The 18,659-nt window shown below is 73.4% G+C and carries 14 protein-coding genes; 6 read left to right on the top strand and 8 right to left on the bottom strand.

The window, feature by feature from the left end:
- From ACFXPX_RS20680 to ACFXPX_RS20690, 3 genes are all read right to left on the bottom strand, one after another.
- Nucleotides 1-366: a hypothetical protein gene (locus tag ACFXPX_RS20680; protein WP_380642666.1), complete on the bottom strand. Its 366-nt coding sequence runs from the start codon at nt 364-366 to the stop codon at nt 1-3.
- Between the two features lie 80 nt (nt 367-446).
- A complete protein-coding gene (locus ACFXPX_RS20685; RefSeq protein WP_380642668.1) occupies nt 447-881 on the bottom strand; it encodes a hypothetical protein in 435 nt (144 codons plus the stop codon).
- A gap of 312 nt (nt 882-1,193) precedes the next feature.
- The gene (locus tag ACFXPX_RS20690) at nt 1,194-4,430 is read right to left on the bottom strand and encodes a putative bifunctional diguanylate cyclase/phosphodiesterase (RefSeq protein ID WP_380642670.1); all 3,237 of its coding nucleotides are present in this window, start codon (nt 4,428-4,430) and stop codon (nt 1,194-1,196) included.
- Between the two features lie 255 nt (nt 4,431-4,685).
- Here ACFXPX_RS20690 and ACFXPX_RS20695 point away from each other — a divergent pair, with 255 nt between their 5' ends.
- The 3 genes from ACFXPX_RS20695 to ACFXPX_RS20705 all read left to right on the top strand — a co-directional run bounded on the left by ACFXPX_RS20695 (nt 4,686) and on the right by ACFXPX_RS20705 (nt 10,441).
- Nucleotides 4,686-7,910: an amino acid adenylation domain-containing protein gene (locus ACFXPX_RS20695; protein ID WP_380642715.1), complete on the top strand. Its 3,225-nt coding sequence runs from the start codon at nt 4,686-4,688 to the stop codon at nt 7,908-7,910.
- Nucleotides 7,907-8,746 (top strand): leucyl/phenylalanyl-tRNA--protein transferase, encoded by an 840-nt coding sequence (locus ACFXPX_RS20700; RefSeq protein ID WP_380642672.1) that lies wholly within the window; start codon nt 7,907-7,909, stop codon nt 8,744-8,746. The genes ACFXPX_RS20695 and ACFXPX_RS20700 overlap by 4 nt, the downstream gene beginning before the upstream one ends.
- Before the next feature lie 78 nt (nt 8,747-8,824).
- On the top strand, nt 8,825-10,441 hold the full coding sequence (locus ACFXPX_RS20705; protein WP_380642674.1) for a hypothetical protein: 1,617 nt from the start codon (nt 8,825-8,827) through the stop codon (nt 10,439-10,441).
- An 84-nt stretch (nt 10,442-10,525) separates the two neighbouring features.
- On the opposite strand, the gene ACFXPX_RS20710 is transcribed toward ACFXPX_RS20705, so the two are convergent.
- A complete protein-coding gene (locus ACFXPX_RS20710) occupies nt 10,526-11,755 on the bottom strand; it encodes a serine hydrolase domain-containing protein (protein WP_380642675.1) in 1,230 nt (409 codons plus the stop codon).
- A 271-nt stretch (nt 11,756-12,026) separates the two neighbouring features.
- Between ACFXPX_RS20710 and ACFXPX_RS20715 the strand changes: the two genes are divergently transcribed.
- Nucleotides 12,027-12,770 (top strand): helix-turn-helix domain-containing protein, encoded by a 744-nt coding sequence (locus tag ACFXPX_RS20715; RefSeq protein WP_380642677.1) that lies wholly within the window; start codon nt 12,027-12,029, stop codon nt 12,768-12,770.
- A 3-nt stretch (nt 12,771-12,773) separates the two neighbouring features.
- Here the strand turns inward: ACFXPX_RS20715 and ACFXPX_RS20720 are convergent, their stop codons facing one another.
- Both ACFXPX_RS20720 and ACFXPX_RS20725 read right to left on the bottom strand, forming a co-directional pair.
- Nucleotides 12,774-12,983: a cold-shock protein gene (locus ACFXPX_RS20720; RefSeq protein ID WP_380642717.1), complete on the bottom strand. Its 210-nt coding sequence runs from the start codon at nt 12,981-12,983 to the stop codon at nt 12,774-12,776.
- Nucleotides 12,984-13,261: 278 nt separating this feature from the next.
- Complete coding sequence (locus ACFXPX_RS20725; protein ID WP_380642679.1) at nt 13,262-14,317, bottom strand: helix-turn-helix transcriptional regulator; 1,056 nt, start codon at nt 14,315-14,317, stop codon at nt 13,262-13,264.
- 275 nt (nt 14,318-14,592) lie between these two features.
- Between ACFXPX_RS20725 and ACFXPX_RS20730 the strand changes: the two genes are divergently transcribed.
- Nucleotides 14,593-15,879 carry a thioester domain-containing protein gene (locus tag ACFXPX_RS20730; RefSeq protein ID WP_380530787.1) on the top strand — a complete coding sequence of 429 codons (1,287 nt, stop codon included), beginning with the start codon at nt 14,593-14,595 and terminating at the stop codon, nt 15,877-15,879.
- A gap of 72 nt (nt 15,880-15,951) precedes the next feature.
- Here the strand turns inward: ACFXPX_RS20730 and ACFXPX_RS20735 are convergent, their stop codons facing one another.
- A complete protein-coding gene (locus tag ACFXPX_RS20735; protein WP_380642681.1) occupies nt 15,952-17,049 on the bottom strand; it encodes a trypsin-like serine peptidase in 1,098 nt (365 codons plus the stop codon).
- Between the two features lie 146 nt (nt 17,050-17,195).
- Here ACFXPX_RS20735 and ACFXPX_RS20740 point away from each other — a divergent pair, with 146 nt between their 5' ends.
- Nucleotides 17,196-17,954: a serine hydrolase gene (locus ACFXPX_RS20740; protein WP_380523093.1), complete on the top strand. Its 759-nt coding sequence runs from the start codon at nt 17,196-17,198 to the stop codon at nt 17,952-17,954.
- Between the two features lie 101 nt (nt 17,955-18,055).
- Here the strand turns inward: ACFXPX_RS20740 and ACFXPX_RS20745 are convergent, their stop codons facing one another.
- A complete protein-coding gene (locus tag ACFXPX_RS20745) occupies nt 18,056-18,475 on the bottom strand; it encodes a DUF2690 domain-containing protein (protein ID WP_380642683.1) in 420 nt (139 codons plus the stop codon).
- Nucleotides 18,476-18,659 lie beyond the last annotated feature (184 nt).

An 18,659-nucleotide genomic window follows, 5' to 3' on the forward strand; every position in this document is an offset into this window, starting at 1 on the left:
TCAGTTTCCTCGTTCGTGTGCGTTCCGGCGGCGGGAGAACAGCCTTCGGAAGAAATCTTCCCGGGCCCGGTCGTCGTCCGCGTACCGTTTCAGTTCCGGATGGGCGTCATCGGGCTTGTTGTGCCCGGTGTCGAGATCCTCGCCGCCCGGGGTGGACACCCAGCCGTGGGCGGCCCAGACCGATATGCCGTCGTTCGTCACCTGGACGGTGAAGGGGAATTCGGCGGTGGGCGGCTCCTTGCTGTGCACGACGAACGTGTCGCCGGGCTCCATCCAGAAGTCGCTGCCCTCGGGTTCGAGCATCATTTCCGTGCGCCGGTCGCTACGGTTCTCGATCGCGACCTTGAATTCCACCAGGTGCTCCATTGCGCCAGTTTCGCATGGCACGGTCCGGAAGTTCTCCGGAATCTCGGCGAGTTCGGTGATGGCAGTGGGCGAGCACCGTCTCAGGCCTCGTGCGCGGCGGCCCGAACCTTCTCGATGTCGGCGACCAGGGCTTCCACCCGCCTGTTCACCGTCGATCCCGAGCCGTAACCGGCCAGCATCGGCAGTTGGTCGGACTTTCCGCCGACGAGCACCAGTGCGGGGAGGTCGGAGGAGAGGAGCGTGCCCGGGAGCGTGGCGCATTCCACCCTCTCGATCTCGGACCATTCGTACGACCGTGCCCGGAGCAGTCCCGAGTACTTCAGTCCCTTCGGCCCGAAGGAAACCCCGTACATCGGAGCACGAACTGTCAGGAACAGCGCGGGAACTCCGGTGAGGACGATCGGGATCAGGTCGTCGACCCGGTTGGCGAACGCGGCCGTGGAGATCGCGACCAGGGCGCACACGATCCCGATCAGGAAGTAGGCGACTGCCCAGGGACTGCGCCGTTTCTGCATGGTGTTACCCCCGTCACGTTGTGCGCCGGCGCGCCTTCCGGGTTCGGCCGTCGACTCCTCGGGGGCGGGTGCGACCCGGAGGTGCGCCCGAGGGTGTCGTGACATCAGGACTCTCTCAAGGGATGGCCGTGGTTGGTAAAGACTTCTCCAAGTTCGAATGACAATCTCTCATTCCCGGCGGGCCGTCCATGGCCGGCTGGGATGAAGATTCCGTAACGGATCGCTCGGCCGGAGCGCTGATTGGTGATGGTTTGTCGAGAAAAGGGGGAAACGGCTGTCGGCCGCCGGACGGCACCGCCCTGCTGACGGGCCTCAGGCCGGCTCGAAGGTGGTGCGCCGGACCAGGGCGCGGGCCTGGGCGCCGTCCATGGGGTGGGCGAAGAGGTAGCCCTGGCCCAGGGGGCAGCCCATGGCGGCGAGCAGGTCGCGTTGGTCGGGGTGTTCGATGCCCTCGGCGATGACCTGGACGCCGAGGGTGTCGGCGATCCGGGTGATGCCCTCGACCAGGGCGTACTGCTGGGCGGAGAGGCCGAGCCCGTCGATGAAGGACTTGTCGATCTTCAGCAGGGAGATCGGGAACTCCCGCAGGTAGGAGAGCGAGGAGTAGCCGGTGCCGAAGTCGTCGATGGCGAGGCCGATGCCGAGGTCGCCGAGGACGGCCATGTCGGCGCGCAGCCGGTCGTCGCGGCGCATCAGGACGGATTCGGTGAGTTCCAGGACGAGGGTGCGCGGGTCGATGCCGGAGGTGTCCAGGGCGTGCCGGACCACGTCGACGAAGCCGGCGTCGCGGAACTGGCGGGCGGAGACGTTGACGTTGACGCGCAGCGGGGGGCGGCCGGTGGCGGAGCGGGCGGCGGAGCTCGCGGAGTGCCAGGCGGCGGCCTCCTCGGCGGCGCGTTCGAGGACCCAGGCACCGAGCGGGACGATCTGGCCGCTCTCCTCGGCGAGGGCGATGAACTCGTCGGGCAGCACCATGCCGCGCTGGTCGTGCGGCCAGCGGACGAGGGCCTCGAAGGCCACCAGGTCGCCCGTGCGCAGGTCGACGATCGGCTGGTAGTACAGCTGGAAGGCCGATTCGGCGATGGCGGAGTCCAGGTTCTCGTTCATCTCGTGCCGCTCCACCATCCCGGTCTGCAGAGCGGGCCGGTAGTGGCACCACTGGCGGCGGCCGGCCGCCTTCGCCGAGTAGAGCGCGAGGTCGGCGTGGGCCAGCAGCTCGGCGGAGTCCACGCTGTCCTCGGTGGTGGACACCCCGATGCTGGCGCTGACCCGGACGGCGCCGGCGCTGAGCTTGAACGGTTCGGTGAACACCGCGAGCACGCCGGCCGCGATGGTGTCCACGTCGCTCGGGCACGACGCGTCCTCGACCAGGACGGCGAACTCGTCGCCGCCGAGCCGGGCCGCGGTGTCGGAGCTGCGCAGCGCGGTGGAGACCCGCAGCGAGACGGCGACCAGCAGTTCGTCGCCGACCGCGTGGCCCTGGGTGTCGTTGACCACCTTGAAGTCGTCCAGGTCGATGAACAGCACCCCGGTGACGGCGCCGCTGCGCTCGCCGCGGGAGAGCGCGTGGCCGACCCGGTCCTGGAACAGCACCCGGTTGGCGAGGCCGGTCAGCGAGTCGTGGAAGGCCCGGTGGGTCAGCTCGCGCTCCATCTGGCGCTGCTCGGTGACGTCGCGCAGGGTGAGCACCAGGCCGCCGACGGTCGGGTCGTCGCGCAGGTCGGTGTAGCGGACCTCGGCCTCGATCGGGGTGCGGTCCTGGCGCAGCAGCCGCCAGTGCTCGCGCGGCTGGTCACCGCGGGGCGGCTCGGCGGAGCCGCGCATCCGGGCCAGCGCGCCGCCGACCTCCCGGCTGTCCTCGGGCGGGACGAGGTCGGTCAGCCGGGTGCCGTTCAGGTCGGGGTGGCCCAGGACGCGCTCCGCGGAGGAGGAGGCGTAGCGGATGCCGTCGTCGGCGTCCAGGATCAGGATGACGTCGCTGGCGTTCTGCACCAGGGCGCGGAAGTACAGCTCGCTGTTGCGGTGGGTGACCTCCTGGCTCAGCACCACGCGCTCCACGGCCAGGGCGGCCTGGGCGGCGAGGATCTCCAGCGAGCCCCAGAGGCTGGTCAGTTCCTGCTCGGTGCCGGTGACGACCAGGGCGCCGATGAGCGGGTCTCCGGAGGGGCGTTCGGCCAGCATCAGCGGGCTGACCAGGGCGGCGGGCATGCCGCCGAGGTGGGCGGGGAGGTCGTCGGAGCCGACGGGTAGCAGGCGGGTCTCGCGGTGGGCGGCGAGGCGGGCGAGGGCTTCGCCGTGCTCGTCGTGGTCGCGCTGGTTGGCCCGGTCGTCGTGGTCGTCCCGGTCGTCGTGGTCACGCCGGTCGTCCCGGTCGTCCCGGTCGTGCCCGGTGGTCGGCGAGGCGGCGTCCCGGCGGTCGTCCTTGTGGTTGCCGGCCCGGCGGACGTGCAGCACCCCCGATTCGGTGACCGCGAGCAGGGCGACGTGCCCCCGCTCGGCGGGCATCAGGGTCGCGGCGGCGGACTGGACGGCGTCGGCGACCTCCGCCACGGTGACGGCGGCGGTCAGCCGCGCGCCCGCCTCGCGCAGCGTCCGCTCCCGGGCCACCGCCTCGCGGCGGGCGACCACCACCACGGCCAGCCGGGCCAGCACCAGCAGGTAGAGCAGGGCGGAGAAGGCGCCGATCACGCCCGCGTTGCTGGTGTTCCCGGCCAGGGACTCGATGATCAGCATGCCGGGAGCGATCAGCGAGGCGAGGGTCAGCAGGGTGAGCCGGCCGGCGGAGAGGTCCGGCTGCTGGGTGGGGACGGGCCGGGTCAGCTCGACCATCGAGGGGTGCAGGGCGGCCGCGCCCCAGGCGGTGTAGAAGGCGGCCCAGCCGAGTTCGACCCCGGTGCCGATCCGCCAGGTGCCGTGCAGCTGGATCAGCCCGTAGAGGATGTCGGAGGTGAGCAGGCCCAGGGCGCCGACGGTGAGCAGTTGCAGCGAGCGGGAGTTGCCGCCGCGCGGGGTCAACAGCCGTAGCAGCAGGGCGAGGACGACCACGTCGCCGAGCGGGTAGGCGATCGAGACGGCCTTCTGGATCCAGCTGAGGTCCGGGTTCCGGGCGTACGGGAGGATCAGGTAGATCCAGACCAGCAGGGCCAGGCCGAGGGTGATGATCAGGGCGTCCAGCAGGCCGGCGCGGTCCTGGCGGGCGGTGCGCCAGCGGATGAAGCCGACCAGGCCGACCGCGTAGAGCAGGAACTCGGCCAGGTAGAAGCCGTCGGCGACGGACGGGAACGGGTTGTTCAGGTGCAGGATGTCGAGCTGCAGGGCCTGGACCGCCTCGCCGGTGGTGAAGCTGAGGTTGGCCAGTGCCAGGACGTACCAGGACGTCGGGTGGCGGGGTCGGTTGAGCCGGACGCCGACCACCACGGCGGCGACGCCGCCGAGGCCCATGCCCGTCCACCAGATGATCCGCAGCCCGGGGTCGGCGAAGTAGATGCCGGTGAACAGCACCATCCAGAGCAGGTAACAGACCATCAGGCGTTGTCGCCGGCGAGTCAACGAGGCTACCTCCTCCGCGACACCACCCCGCCGGTCGGGCGGGGGAGTTCGGGCGAGGGCGGGTCTTGCGGACGGCCCTCCGGGGCCGGTCGGCCCACGGGGGAGAGGCGTCCGGCGGGCTGTGCGACGGACGTTGTAGGAGTCCCCTGAGTGCGTATAGTCGGAAATGTCGCACCTCCCAGCATTCTGCCGCTTCAGCACGAGGTCAAGCCGGTGGACGACGCAGTCGACAGCGCACGGGGCGTACGCGCGGATGTGAGGTCCGGGCGTCACGCCGTGGTACGGAACGACGACGGCCAGTACGCGCTCTGGCCGGGGGACTTGACCCTGCCCGACGGGTGGCGCCAGGTGTACGGGCCGGACGGGCGGGAGCAGTGCCGGGCCTGGGTGGAGCGGAACGGGTCGGCCGCGCCGCGGCGCGGCGCCGCCGGTGCCCGGGCCGGCTTCGCGGACACCGTGCACGGACTGTTCCGCACCCGGGCCGCGCACGACCCGTCGGCGGTCGCCGTGGTGAGCGAGGAGGGCACGCTGAGCTACCGCGCGCTGGACGCGCACAGTGACCGGCTGGCGGCCGAGCTGCGGGCCCGGGGGGTGGGGCCGGAGCAGGTGGTGCCGGTCTGCCTGGGGCGCGGGGTGGAGCTGGTGGTGGCCTGGCTGGGGGTGCTCAAGGCGGGCGGGGCCTTCCTGCCGCTGGACCCGGCGCACCCGCAGCGGCGGCTCGCGGGGCTGGTGGCGGACTCGGGGGCGCGGGTGGCGGTCACGGACGGGCACGGGTTCGACGGGGTGGAGCGGGTGGGGGTGGACATCGGCGGTCCGGTGCCGGCCGGGGCGGAGCACGGCGCCACCGACCTCGCCACCCCCGACGACCTCGCCTACCTGATCTACACCTCCGGCACCACCGGCCGGCCCAAGGGCGTCCCGGTCACCCACCGTTCACTGCTGTTCACCCTCGACCGGGTGGTCGGCGCCTACGACCTCGCCCCCGGCGAGCGGGTGCTCCAGCTGGCCGCACTCGGCGCCGACACCGCGCTGGAGCAGGTGTTCTCGGCGCTGCTCGCCGGGGCGACGGTGGTGCTCGGCGGCCGCGACACCTGGGCGCCGACCGAACTGGTCCGCCGGCTGCCCGGGCTCGGCCTGGCGGTCGCCGACTTCACACCCGCGTACTGGCACCACGTGCTCGACCTGCTGCCGCCCGGCGGACCGGCCCCGGCCGGGCTGCGGCTGGTGGTGGTCGGCGGGGACGTGGTGCACGCCGACGACTGCCTGGCCTGCGCGGAGCGGCTGCCGGGCGTACGGCTGCTCAACGCCTACGGCGTGACGGAGGCGGCCGTCACCTCCCTGCACTGCGAACTCACCCCCGGGCTGCTGGACTCCCCGGCCGCCCACGTGCCGATCGGCCGCCCGCTGCCGGGGGTGCGGGTGCACGTGCTGGACGGGCGGCTGCGCCCGGTACGGCCCGGCGAGCGGGGGGAGATCCACCTGGGCGGGCCGGGCCTGGCCCGCGGCTACTGGGGGCAGGCCGGGCTCACCGCCGAATCGTTCCCGCCCGACCCGTACGCGCCGCTGCCCGGCGAGCGGATGTACCGCACCGGCGACGCCGGGCGCTGGCGTGCCGACGGGCAGCTGGAACTCCTCGGGCGCTTCGACGACCAGGTGAAGGTGCGCGGCCACCGGGTCGACCCGGCCGAGATCGAGGCGGTGCTGGCCGGCCACCCGGCGGTGCGGCAGGCCCGGGTCGCGGCCGACGGCAGCGCTCCGGACGGCAGCCGCCTGCTCGTCGCGTACTACACGCTCGGTGACCGGGCGGAGCGGCCGGAGGGGCTGCGGGCGTTCCTCGCGGAGCGGCTGCCGGAGTACCTCGTCCCGGCGGAGTACGTCGCACTGGAGGCCATGCCGCTCACGGCGGCGGGGAAGATCGACCGGCGCGCGCTGCCGCAGGCCCCGGTCCGGGCCGACGTGCCGGCCGTGTCCGCAGGCGAACCGGTCCCGGGCGAACCGGTCCCGGGCCGAGCGGGCGAGGGGGAGCCGAGCGCCGTCGAGGCCGCCGTCGGCCACCTCTGGGCGGAACTGCTCGGCGCCGAACTCGTCCGCCCCGACGACGACTTCTTCGCCCTCGGCGGCACCTCGCTGCTCGCCATGGAGATGCTCGCCCGGGCCCGGATGATGTTCGGCCTGGACGTCGGCCACGTCCGCACCCTCACCCGGGCGCTGCTGCGCTCGCCCGTGCTGCGCGACTTCACCGCCGCCCTCCAGGCCGCCCGCAGCGGCACCGCCCCGGGGGAGGCCGCCGTCGACTGGCAGGCCGAGGCCCGGCTCACCCACCCCGTCGGCCAGTCCTGGAGCCCCGCGCCCTCCCGGGCCGAACCCGCCGAGATCCTGCTCACCGGAGCGACCGGCTTCTGCGGCGCCCACCTGCTGCACGAACTGCTCGCCACCACCGGGGCGCGGATCCACTGCCTGGTCCGCGCGCCGGACCAGGAACACGCCTTGGAACGGCTACGCGCCACCCAGCAGCGGTTCCTGCGGCACGACCTGGCGGACGCCCGGGTGGTTCCGCTGGTCGGCGACCTGGCCGCCGAGCGACTCGGCCTGACGGAGCCTCAGTTCGACTGGCTGGCCCGCCACCTGGACGCGGTGTACCACCTCGGCGGGCTGGTCAACTTCCTCTACCCGTACCACCAGCTGCGCGCGCCCAACGTCGACGGCACCCGGGAGGTGGTCCGGCTCGCCGGACACAGCCGGGGCGTGCCCGTGCACTACCTCTCCACCCTCGCCGTGCTGGCCGGGTTCGGCGCGGCCGGCGTCCGCGAGGTCACCGAGCGCACGCCGCTGGCCCACCCCGAACGGCTCGGCGTGGGCTACGTGGAGAGCAAGTGGGTCGCCGAACAGCTGCTGCACAACGCGGCCGCGAGCGGACTGCCGGTCACCGTGCTGCGCACCAACGACGTCACCGGGGACCTCGCCACCGGGGTGATGAACACCGGAACCGAACTCTGCGCGCTGATAAAGTACTTCGCCGACAGCGGCAGTTGCCCGGACGTCCGACTGCCGCTGGACTTCGTGCCGGCCGACCGCTTCGCCCGGGCGGTCGCCCACATCGCCGCGCACGCGCCCGCCGACGGCGAGGTCTACCACCTCACCTCGCCGAACCCGGCCGGGCTCCCCGAACTCGCCGACCGGCTCCGGGCGCGCGGCCACCGGATCGCCGAACTCCCGTACCGGCACTGGGTGCAACGGCTGGTCCGGTTCGCCGCCGGACACCCGACCCACCCCGTCACGCCGTTCGTGCCGCTGTTCGTCGACCGGGCGCCGGGCTCCCGGCTGTCCATCAGCGAGCTGTACTTCCAGCCGGTGTTCCCCCGCTTCGACCGGCTCAACACGGAAGCCGCCCTGGACGGCAGCGGCATCGAACTGCCGGACGTGGACGCCGGGTTGCTGGACCACTACCTGGCGCGGCTGACCGACGAGGGGTTCCTGTGACCCGGACGGTGCCGGACTTCGACGCCCTCGACCTCCACCGCGCGCCGACGGAGGGGCCGGTGGCCTTCGGCGGGGTGCTCGGGCCGCAGACGCTGCTGTCGGCCTACCGGCGCGGACTGTTCCCGCTGCCCGCCGCCGACGACTACGGGGCCGCCTACAACGAGGCGCTGCACGGGGACGCCGTCGAGGCCGGTGAGGTGGCCCTGCTGCCCGGCGGGGAGGACCCGTACGCGCTGGCGTGGTGGTCACCCGACCCGAGGCCGGTGCTGCGGCCCGGCGCCGTCAGGCTGCCCCGCCGGCTCGCCCGGCGGCTGCGCGCCGCGGGCGGCGCGGACGGCGAGGGCGGTGCGGGCGGCGCGGGCGGCGCGGGCGGTGCGAGTGGTGTCCCGGAGTGGTGGACGACTGCGGACCGGGCCTTCGGCGCGGTCCTCGCGGCCTGCGCCGAGGGGCGCCAACCCGCCTGGCTCACCGAGGAGTTACGGTCCGTGCTGGTCGAGCTGCACCGGCTCGGCGCGGCGCACAGCGTCGAGGTGTGGGAGGGCGAGGAGCTGATCGGCGGGGTCTTCGGGGTGGCCGTCGGGGCGGCGCTCAGCCTGGACTCGATGTTCCACCGCCGCCCGGACGCCGCCCGGATCGCCGTCGCCGACCTCGGGGCCCGGTTCGGCGCCGCGGGCGGGCGGCTGCTCGACGCCCAGTGGGACGGGCCGTACGTGCGCAGCCTCGGGGCCGAGCCGACCGGGCGCTCCCGCTATCTCGGGGAGCTCGCCGCGGCGGTCGGGGGCCTCGCGGCGGGTACACTGCCGGACGGTCGACTGCCTGTCGCGCGGCTGGTCTGACCTGCGGTTTCAGGGTGCCGGGGGATTTCGTTGGCCTGTCTTCGACAAACTTATTCCTCGTCAGTAACATGACGCCGCGTGTTCAAACCCTCGATAGGCCGGGCCGCGCCCGCAGCCCTGCTCACCCTCATCCTCGCCGGAACGGCCGCGTGCGGGCCCACCGGCTCCGGCAGCACCCCGCAGGCCGCCGTCGAACCGGCCGCCGCCACCAGCACCGCCGACACCGGCGCCACCACCGCCGGGGGCGGCCCGGCGGGCGGCGCCCCCGGCTCCGGCGCGCCCCGCGCCCGGGCCGGTGCCGCCTCCGCCCGTCCGACACCGACCGCCGGCTCCGGCACCGGCAACGTCACGGTGGCGCCGGCCGGCGACCAGCAGGCCGCCATCGGCACCCCGGGCAAGGACGGCGGCGCGGTCACGGCCGCGACCAAGGCCCTCCAGCTCACCGCGTACGACCCGGGGAAGGGCACGGCCGTGCTCACCGCCGGTGGCGCGAGCGCGGCCCCGAGCACCTCGCCGAGCACCCCGTCGAGCGCTTCGCCGAGCGCTTCGTCGAGTGCCGTACCGACTCCTGCGCCGAGCACGAGCGCGACCCCGTCGGGCACCGCAACGACCACCGCCGCCACCACCGCCGCCGCGGCCGCCGCCGTGCAGCCCGGCCAGCTGCTCGCCAGCCCGCCCACCGCCGCCGCCCCGCAGGGCGCCCTGGTCGCCGTCACCGGCGCCACCCCGGGAGCGGGCAACACCGTCAACCTCACCACCCGGCCCGCCACCCTCACCGAACTCCTCGGTGGCACCGAGGCGGACGGCCAGGTGCCGATCGACGTGCACGGCATCCAGGTGACCCCGCTGGTCAAGGACCTCAAGGCCACCGCCGGCATCGACGGCAACGGCGTGAAGGCCGACGCCTCCGGCACCCTGGGGATCGACGTCAAGGCCCCCGTCCCGCTGCCCGAGGGCGCGAGCCTGGACGCCTCCGGCTCCCTCCAGCTGCACCCGGCCGTCCACTTCGCCTACCACGGCGCGCAGGCCACCAGCCCGCGCACCGCCTCGATCGGCTTCGACCTGGGCGCCCAGGCGCACTGGAAGGTCACCGGCGACGTCGCCCGCAACACCGGCGCGGCCCCGATCCGGGTCCCCTTCGCCAAGCTGCAGGCCAGCCCGGTGCTGACCGTCGCGGGCCTGCCCGTCGTCGTCAACCTCGGCCTCACCTGCTACCTGGAGGTCAGCGCCGACGGCCAGGTCCACCTGGAGACCGAGCAGGACGCCACCGGCACCTGGGCCGTGCGCGCCGACTACACCGGCGGCAAGGGCTGGACCCCGGTCACCAGCGCCGACACCAAGGTGTCCCCGGTGCACGTCCGCCTCAACGGCAAGGCGTCCGTCCGCGCGGCCCTCGGCGTCGAGGCCAGCGTCGGCCTCTACGACACCGTCGGTGTCCAGGCCGCTGTCGCCCCCTACCTCAGCGCCAAGGCCGACGGCTCCCTCGCCGTCGACCTCCCCGGCAAGGGGCCCGAGGTGAAGGGCAGTTGGGCCCTGGTCGGCGGCGTCGACCTGAACGGCGCGCTGACCGCCCACCTCAAGATCTTCGGCACCCCGCTCTTCGAGAAGAGCCTGCCCTTCCCGCCGTTCCACAAGGAGTGGCCCCTGCTGACCGGCTCGGCCACCCTCCCGGCCCCGAAGCCCAGCAGTAGCTGAGCCCGCCCGGAACACGTTGAGGAGTGGGAAGTCGGCGGGTCCGACCTCCCACTCCTCCTGCACACGGGCACCGGTGTCGGTGCGTCAGTCCTCGACGGCCTGGTAGACCGTCGTCCAGAAGTCGTGGATCAGCCGCGCCGAGTGCGGTACGGACATCCCGACCTGGGTGAGGAGGAGGCCGACGACCCCGTTCTCCGGGTCGGCGTACGTCGAGGTGCCGCTGCCGCCGTCCCAGCCGAACTGGCCGACCGGCGCGTAGTCGCTGCGGTAGCTGCGCACCGCCATCCCGAAGCCCCAACCGCCGTGCTGCCCCTGGCCGTACGACAGGTGGACGTTGTCGCGGGCCAGTGCGGTCCGGGCGGCGGTCTGCTCGGGGGAGAGGCGGTTGGTGGTCATCAGCTCGACCGCCGGACGGGACAGGACCCGCTCGCTCCCGTGCATCCCGTGGTTCAGCAGCATCCGGAAGTAGGCGTGGTAGTCGTCGGCGGTGGAGGCCAGGCCGCCACCGCCGCCCGGGAACGCCGGAGGGCTGCTCCACCGTCCGTCCGCGGGCTCGTCCCAGACGGTGAACTCCCCGCTCCGCGGGTCGGGGGCGTAGAGCGGGGGCAGCCGGTCGAGCTTGTCGGCCGGCACGTGGAACCCGGTGTCCGACATGCCCAGCGGGTCGAGGACGCGTTCGCGCAGCACCTCCTCGAACGGACGCCCCGTGACCCGGGCGACGAGCACACCGAGCAGGTCACTGGCGATGTGGTACTGCCAGCCCTCGCCGGGCTGGTGCATCAGCGGGAGCGTGCCGAGGCGGCGCAGCCACTCGTCGGGCTCGGGCATCGGCACCGGCAGATCGGGCGTGAGCCCCTGCTCGAAGACCGCGTTCATGATCGGCGTGCCCAGCGCGGTCAGATCCATGCCGAGCCCGAAGGTGCTGGTCAGCACGTCGCGCACGGTGATCGGCCGCTTGGCCGCGACCGTGTCGTCCAGCGGGCCGTCGGGTCGCTTGAGCACCCGCCGGTCGGCGAGCTCCGGCAGCCACTGCTCCACCAGGTCGTCCAGCCGCAGTTCACAGGTGTCGAGCAGGGCCACCGCGGCCGCCACCGAGACCGGCTTGGACGTCGAGGCCATCCGGAAGACCGTGTCCCGGCGCATCGGGGCGCCCCCGCCGTGCTCCATCGTCCCGAGCGCTTCGACGTGCGCCTCCCCGCCCCGGCTCACGAGGGCGACGACCCCCGGGATCCGGCCGGAGTCCACGTGGCGCGCCAGCACGTCGTGCACCCGGCGCAGTCCCGCTTCCGAGAAGCCGCTGTTGCTCCTGGCCATGACCATGGTGGATCTCCCCCTGCATGAGCGTTCGGTGATTGCTGAACAATGTCGAAGCTACATTGCGTTCAGAAAATCGTCAACGATGTTGGAGTGGCAAGATTGGCTGCAAGTGCTGGGAAGTGAGGGCTTTCATTGCAATGGTTATGGCGCTGAATGCAATGGATGACGGGAGTGGGCATTGCAATGGGGTGGCGGTGAACGCATACTGCGGAGCGGAACCGCGCGGAGTGCGCGGAGTGTGCGGACGGACGGGAAGGAGCGGCAGCTGATGCCCGGAGGCAGGCTCACCGACGAGGAGCGCCGGACCATCGCCGAGGGGCTGGCCGAAGGCCTCGGCTACGGCGGGATCGGGCGACGGCTCGGGCGCCCGGCCTCGACCGTCCTGCGGGAGGTCACCCGCAACGGCGGTCCCGAGGACTACCGGGCCGACCAGGCGCAGGAGTCCACCCGGGACCGCGCGCGCCGCCGGAGGCCGGAGCGTCCGCCGGAGCCGGCGGCTCCCGACGACGGTGACGGGCGCGATCCCCGGCAGCTCCGGGAGTTCGAGGAGTTCTTCACCGCGCTGCTCGAACGGCAGGGGCTGCCCAGGATGGCGGCCCGCGTGCTGGCCTGTCTGTGCGTCGCCGACTCCGGTGCCGCCACCGCCGCGGAGCTGGTCGGCCGCCTCCGGGTCAGCCCGGCCTCCGTCTCCTCCGCCGTCAACTTCCTCGAACAGCAGGGGATGGTCCGGCGCGAGCGCACACCCGGCGAACGCCGCGAGCGCTACGTCATGGGCGACGACATCTGGCTCCGCTCCGCCCTCGCCGCGCTGCGGATGAACGAGGAACTGATCGCGGCGACGCGGCGCGGGGCGGAGGTCCTCGGTCCGGCCACCCCGGCGGGTGCCCGCTTCGACGCCTCCGCGGAGTTCCTGCTGCTGATGAGCGAGGCCCTGCACCTGGTGCTGGAGCGCTGGAACGGGCGACGGGGGGAGGAGTGGGAAGTCGGCCCCGCCGACTTCCCGCTCCGGTGATCCTCAGCCGAACGGGATGACGTCGACGGCCTGCGGACCCTTGGGGCCCTGTACCACCTGGTACTCGACCCGCTCGCCCTCTCTCAGGCTCAGGAAGCCGCTGCCGACAACGGACGAGTAGTGGACGAAGATGTCCGGGCCGGGGACGTCCGGCGTGATGAAGCCGTACCCCTTCTCGGTGCTGAACCACTTCACGGTGCCGAGGTTGACCAGGGCGCGCTGGCTCCGGGCGGACGGCGCGGCCGCCGCCCATCCCGGGGCGGCGGCCGCCAGCAGGGTGCCGAGGGCGAGCAGGGGAACGCACACCAGGGCTGCCGTGCGGGCACGAGGGGTGGGACGGGTCATCGCAGGTCTCCTGTCGGGGTCCGGGGTCCGGGGTCCGGTCCGGGGGTCCGGGGAGCCGAGGCCGGGTCCGACCGGCTCCGCGGCCATGGTCGGGCGCGCTGCGGTCCGCTGCCCGGCGGCTGTGCGCCGAGTAGCCGTACGTACGGTCAGATCCAGTTCCGGTTCCGGGCGGCCAGCGCGGCCTGGAAGCGGTTCGGGGCGTCCAGGCGGCGCATCAGTGCGGCGACGTGGCCGCGGTAGGTCCGCAGCGACATGTCCAGGGCGCGGGCGCCGGCCTCGTCCTTGTCGACCCGGGCCATGGTCCGCAGCACCTCCCGCTCGACCACGCTCGGCAGCCGCTCCCCGATGCCGCAGGACTGCGACCAGCGGCGCTCGAACAGGGCCAACAGGTGGGACAGCAGCCCCGGTTGGCGGATGACCAGGGCGCCCCGGGTGATGTCCTGCGGGTCGGTGGCCACCAGGGCGGTGCGGCGGTCGAAGACCACCATCCGTTCCAGCGGTGCGGCGGTGCCGCGGACCTCGGCGCCCTGTTCGGCCAGTTCGGTCGCGAAGCGGCTGATCCGGTGGCTGTCGAGGGCGCTGGCGTGCAGGATGGTCCGCATCCGCAGGCCGCGCCGCAGGTACTTGAGGTCGGAGGCCCGGACGGCGTCGAGGGCGGCGGAGATGATCGGCCCCGGGTGGGTGGTGAGCCGTTCCTCGCGGGCGAAGAACGACAACTCGTCGACGCAGGCGATCACTTGGTCGATGCCCTCGACGTACCGGAGCTCGCCGCTCGCCCCCTGCCGCCCCGCCCGCTGCCTCCCCGCCCGCTGGTCCTCCAGCAGGCCGTCCACCAGGTGGCGAGCGGAGACGACCCGCCGGATCTCGTCCTGGAGCCCGTCGAGCCGGCGCCGGGCCAGCCGTTCGACGGCGGCCTGCGGGTCGACGCCGTCGAAGGCGGGTCGGCCGCGCACGGCGGTCGCCAGGCCGAGCTCGCGGAGCCCGGTCACGGCGGCCCGGGCGGCGTCGTGGTCGAGTCCGCAGGCGAGGGCGATCGCGGCGATTCCGATGCCGGGGGAGCGCAGGAGCAGCCGGTAGACCGACTCCTCCCGGGCGCTGACGCCCAGTACTGCCAGTGCGTTGCCTTCCACGCGGGTGCCCTCGGAGATCGTCGGAGCGGAGACGGCGGCCCGGGTCGGGGCGCCGCAGGAGAGAGCGTCCAACAGTCGCCGGGGGCTCCCCAGGGACCTCCGCCCCGATCGGGCGGGACCAACGTCCCGGGGGTCGCAGGAAGTTGCAGCCGAGTGGTGCAGGCAGTGCCGGTCGGAACCGGGCGTCGGCCGGGCCGGGCGCCGCTAGGTTCGTTCGTGTCCGCAGGGGCAGGCCCGGGACCGCTCGCCGTGGTTGCGGATGCCGGTCGGGTGGGCCGCCGGGCCATAGGCCGGGCCTATGGGTGCATAGAGCGGGCCCCGGAACTCACACAGGAGAAGAACCAGCAGTGAAGTGGAAGCACGCAGTTCGTGCGGCGGCCGCCGTGCTCGCGACCGGAGTGCTGGCGGTCGGGGGGCTCGCGCCGACGGAGGCCGCCGGTGCGGACGGGCCCGCTGTTCACCCCGCGCACGTGTCGGCCAGCAAGCTCGTCGGCCGTGGTGAGTTCGTGTCCTTCGGCGACAGCGAGGGGGACGGGGCCGAAGGAGGCCTGATGGAGCTGAGGACCTTGGATCCTCCGACCGTCGTGTTCGGCTACTCCCTCGACGCCCGGGGCACGATGAAACTCGGTTCGCCGTACGAGGTGGGTCGGACGTCCGACGTGCCGACGTTGAAGGGCCGGGCCGGGAAGGTCAGTTGGATCATGCAGCACGGGTACCCGTCGGTCACCGCCGGTGAGCTCGGGAAACTCGTGCAGGGCGAGCTCACGGCGTCGCAGGCAGCCGTGGCGACCCAGGCCGCCATCTGGCGCCTCACCAACAACGTCAAGGGGGTCGTGAACAGCCCCGTGCCCGACAGGCTCGTCGACTACCTCGTCTCGCACGCCGTCGATGTCGAGGAACCGGCCGCTCCGCTGGCCCTCGTTCCCGGCACGGTGACCGGGAGCGCCGGGTCGCTGCTCGGGCCGATCACGGTCACCACCACCGGCGATCAGGCTGCCGGGCTCCTCGACCCGGCAGCGGTCGCGGCCGGTGTCGTGCTCACCGACCGGGCGGGAAACGTCCTCTCGGACGGCGACGGCGCGTTGATCCGCCCGGCCGGGAACGGTGACCCGCTCTTCGTGAAGGTCCCGGCGGGCGCGAAGCCGGGCAGCGGAACCGTCAGCGTGGCGGGGCTGGTGCCGGCCCGGGCGGGCCTGGTGGTCGTCAGCCCGGACAGCGAGCCCGTGATCCTCGCAGGCCTCAACAAAGTTCACACCATCACGCGAGCGGCGGTGAGTTGGACCGCGGCCACCTCCTCGCCCTCGCCCACGTCCTCGCCGGTGCCCACCTCCTCGCCGTCCCCGACCACGACCCCGAGCGACTCGGCGAGCCCGACGGCAACACCGACCACGACGTCCGGCCCGAGCCCGAGCGCGAGCCCGAGTGCGACGTCCGGTCCGAGTGCCACGTCGGGCCCGAGCCGGAGCCCGGCCCCGAGCGGGAGCCCCTCGGCGACCCCTGGGGGGGCACTCGCCTCCACCGGGGCCGGGGACGGCGTCGGGTTCGCGGCCGCGGCCGGTATCGGGCTGCTCCTGGTCGGCGGTGGGCTGGTCCTGCTCCACGAGCGCCGTCGGCGCCGCCGTAACGGCGCCTGAGCGCGGGGCGCCCCGGAGTGGGAAGTCGGCCGGTCCGACTTCCCACTCCAGTCCGCTGTCCTCCCGTACGGCTCAGCCGTCGGCCTGGGCGCCCTGGGCGGCCTGGTACAGCGGTTTGGTGATCGCGGAGGTGAACTGCGGGCCGACCAGGTGCCGGGTGCACGAGGGGGTGCCGCGCTCGCAGACCTGGCCCGAGGAGTCGAAGAAGCCCGCCTGGGTGTTGTCGCCCACCACGGTGCCGATCCCGGCGGACGGGTCGAAGTCGGCGATGCGGGGACCGCCGCTGGAGCCGCCGCCCATGACGCAGGGGGCGCCCCACAGGCCCCGGGGCTCCGGGTGGTCCTTGGTGCCGGGGTACTCGAGGGTCTGCCCGGTGCAGTGGGCGAGCCTGGCCCCGGTGAACTCGGGCAGGCCCGAGCGCGCGGGATCGCCCGAGGACTCCCGCGGATAGCCGAACTGGTGGACTGTGGCGTTGCCCGGCCGGTCAAAGCCGATCCGCTGTGCGGCGCCGACGGCGTCCTGGACGCGCCGGCCCTCGGCGTTGCGGTTCAGGACCAGGAACGCCTGGTCGTAGGCGTCGAACCGCAGGCCGTTCTGCTGGTCGTCGAGCAGCCAGGTGGTGTCGGCGATCCCGGCCCGGGCGACGAACTTGCCGTACGGGGCGAGGCCGTCGTGGTAGCCGGGGACGAACATCTCGTTCGACAGCCACTCGTTGTTGTCACCGAGGAGGTCGGTGCTGTTGACGCAGTGCGCCGCCGTGACGACGGTGCTGCGGTTCGCGCTGTTCACGACGGTCGCGGTGCAGCTCTCGTCCTCACCGTGGTTGGTGAAGAAGAGCCTGCCCACTGTTCTGCTCAGGGTGTCGGACCCGGTCCACGGGCCGCCGTCCGGGCCGCTCCTGGGCGGGTTGCCGGAGGACGGCTGGTTCAGGGCGGCCATCCGTTCCGGGGTCCAGTACGCCAGGACGGCCTGCTGCTGCGCGGCCGTGACCGCCGACGGGTGGACGGCGACCCGGCTCGTGGCGGCGCCGGTCGCCGGGTCGGCCGTCGCGCCGTCCACCGGGTCGGCTGCGGCGGGTGCGGCCAGCGCGAGCCCGGCGGCCAACACGGGGGTCGTCAGGGCGAGGTGAGTGCGTGTCCGGTTCCTGGTCCGGTCATGTGTGGGTGACATGGACGGCACTGTAGGAACGGGAGGTCAGGTTCACGTCCGGGGAGCGTCTCATCCGTCCATCGATCACGTCAGGTTCCGCCGGAGAGCGTCTCGTTCGTGTATCGGCGGTCACCGGTTCCGGGGCGGACATCCCCTACTCTTCCTCCATGCTGTCTGTGGTGGTGGCCCCTTGGGCGGGCGACGCGGAGCCGGTCCTGCTGCGCGCGCCGGACGAACTGCACGACGCCGCGAGCACGATGAAGGTCGCGGTCCTGGCGGCGCTGGCCCGCGGCGGGGTGGACCTCGACGCCGAGGTGCCGGTGGTGAACCGCTTCGAGTCCGTCGTCGGCGGGGAGTTCGGCAACGATCCCGACTGGGACAGCGATCCGCTGCCCTGGGAACTGCTGGGCACCCACGTGCCGCTGCGGCTGCTGGCCGAGCGGATGATCACCCACTCCTCCAACCTGGCCACCAACCTCTGCCTGGCCCGCACCGACCAGCGGACGGTGGCCGAGGTGTGGCGCCGGGCGGGGGCCACCCGCAGCTCCAGCCCGCGCGGGATCGAGGACTACGCGGCGCGCGCGGCGGGCGTGCACAACCGGGTGAGCGCCCGTGACCTGGTCCGCCTGCTGCACTCGCTCGCCGACGAGCCGGAGTTGCTGGCGCTGCTGGAACGCAACGACTACCGGGTCGACCTCGCGGCCGGTGTCCCGCCGGGCACCCGGATCGCGTTCAAGAACGGCTGGGTGCCCGGCGCCCGGCACTGCGTCGGCCTGGTCCACCCGTACGACTGCCCGCCGTACCTGATCGCCGTCTGCTACACCGGCCCGCTCGCCGACGGCACCGACCGCACCGACCCGGCGGCCCGCCTGCTGGCCCGGATCTCGCGGGCGGTCTGGCAGCGGCGCAAGGAGATCACCCGCTGATCGCGGGCATCGACGTGCCGTCCGGGCTCCAGGCGGCGACGATCCGGTAGTCCCAGCCGCGGTCCCCGTCAGGGGGACCGCGGCGCGCGGGTCGGGTCGGGTCAGGACCAGAGGGTGGAGGAGGCCATGGTGCCGTCGGGCCGGTAGTCGGCGGCGTAGGCGTAGATGTCGGCGTCGTTGACCATCGCGGTGTAGACCGTCCCGCCCGAGCTGCCGGCGGTGACGGTCCGCTCCTCGTTGTTGGTGTTGTGGACGACGTACTTGTGGCCCGCGCTGGTGCCCTTCATCCGGGCCCAGACGGCGCGGCAGGTGCGGCTGTAGCGCAGTTCGACGCCGGTGTCGGCGGTCAGCAGCGTGGTGGCGTCGTTCTGGCAGACGGTGCTCGCCGGGTCCAGGCCGGTGCAGCTGGCCGCGTAGCAGATGGTCGCGGCCGAGGCGGGGGCCGAGCCGAGCGCGATGCCGGACAGGGCCAGGGCCAGGGTCGAGCCGATCATCGCTGCCTTGCGGGTGATGGGGCGCATCGTGTGTTCCTCGTCCTCGGGTGCTGGATCCGTACGGGGCCCGACTATCCGGCCCGGACCCGGTGTCCCGCTACGCCTTGGGATCTCCGGGACGTCCCGTCCCCGTCCAGGGATCGCACCCGGGAACCGAGTCCGAGGACAGGACCCGGGACAGCGGCCGAGGAGCGCGAACGGCCGCGCCCCG

Origin of the sequence: Kitasatospora sp. NPDC059146, assembly GCF_042786665.1 — a bacterium.
In the GTDB taxonomy this organism is placed as follows: Bacteria; Actinomycetota; Actinomycetes; order Streptomycetales; family Streptomycetaceae; genus Kitasatospora.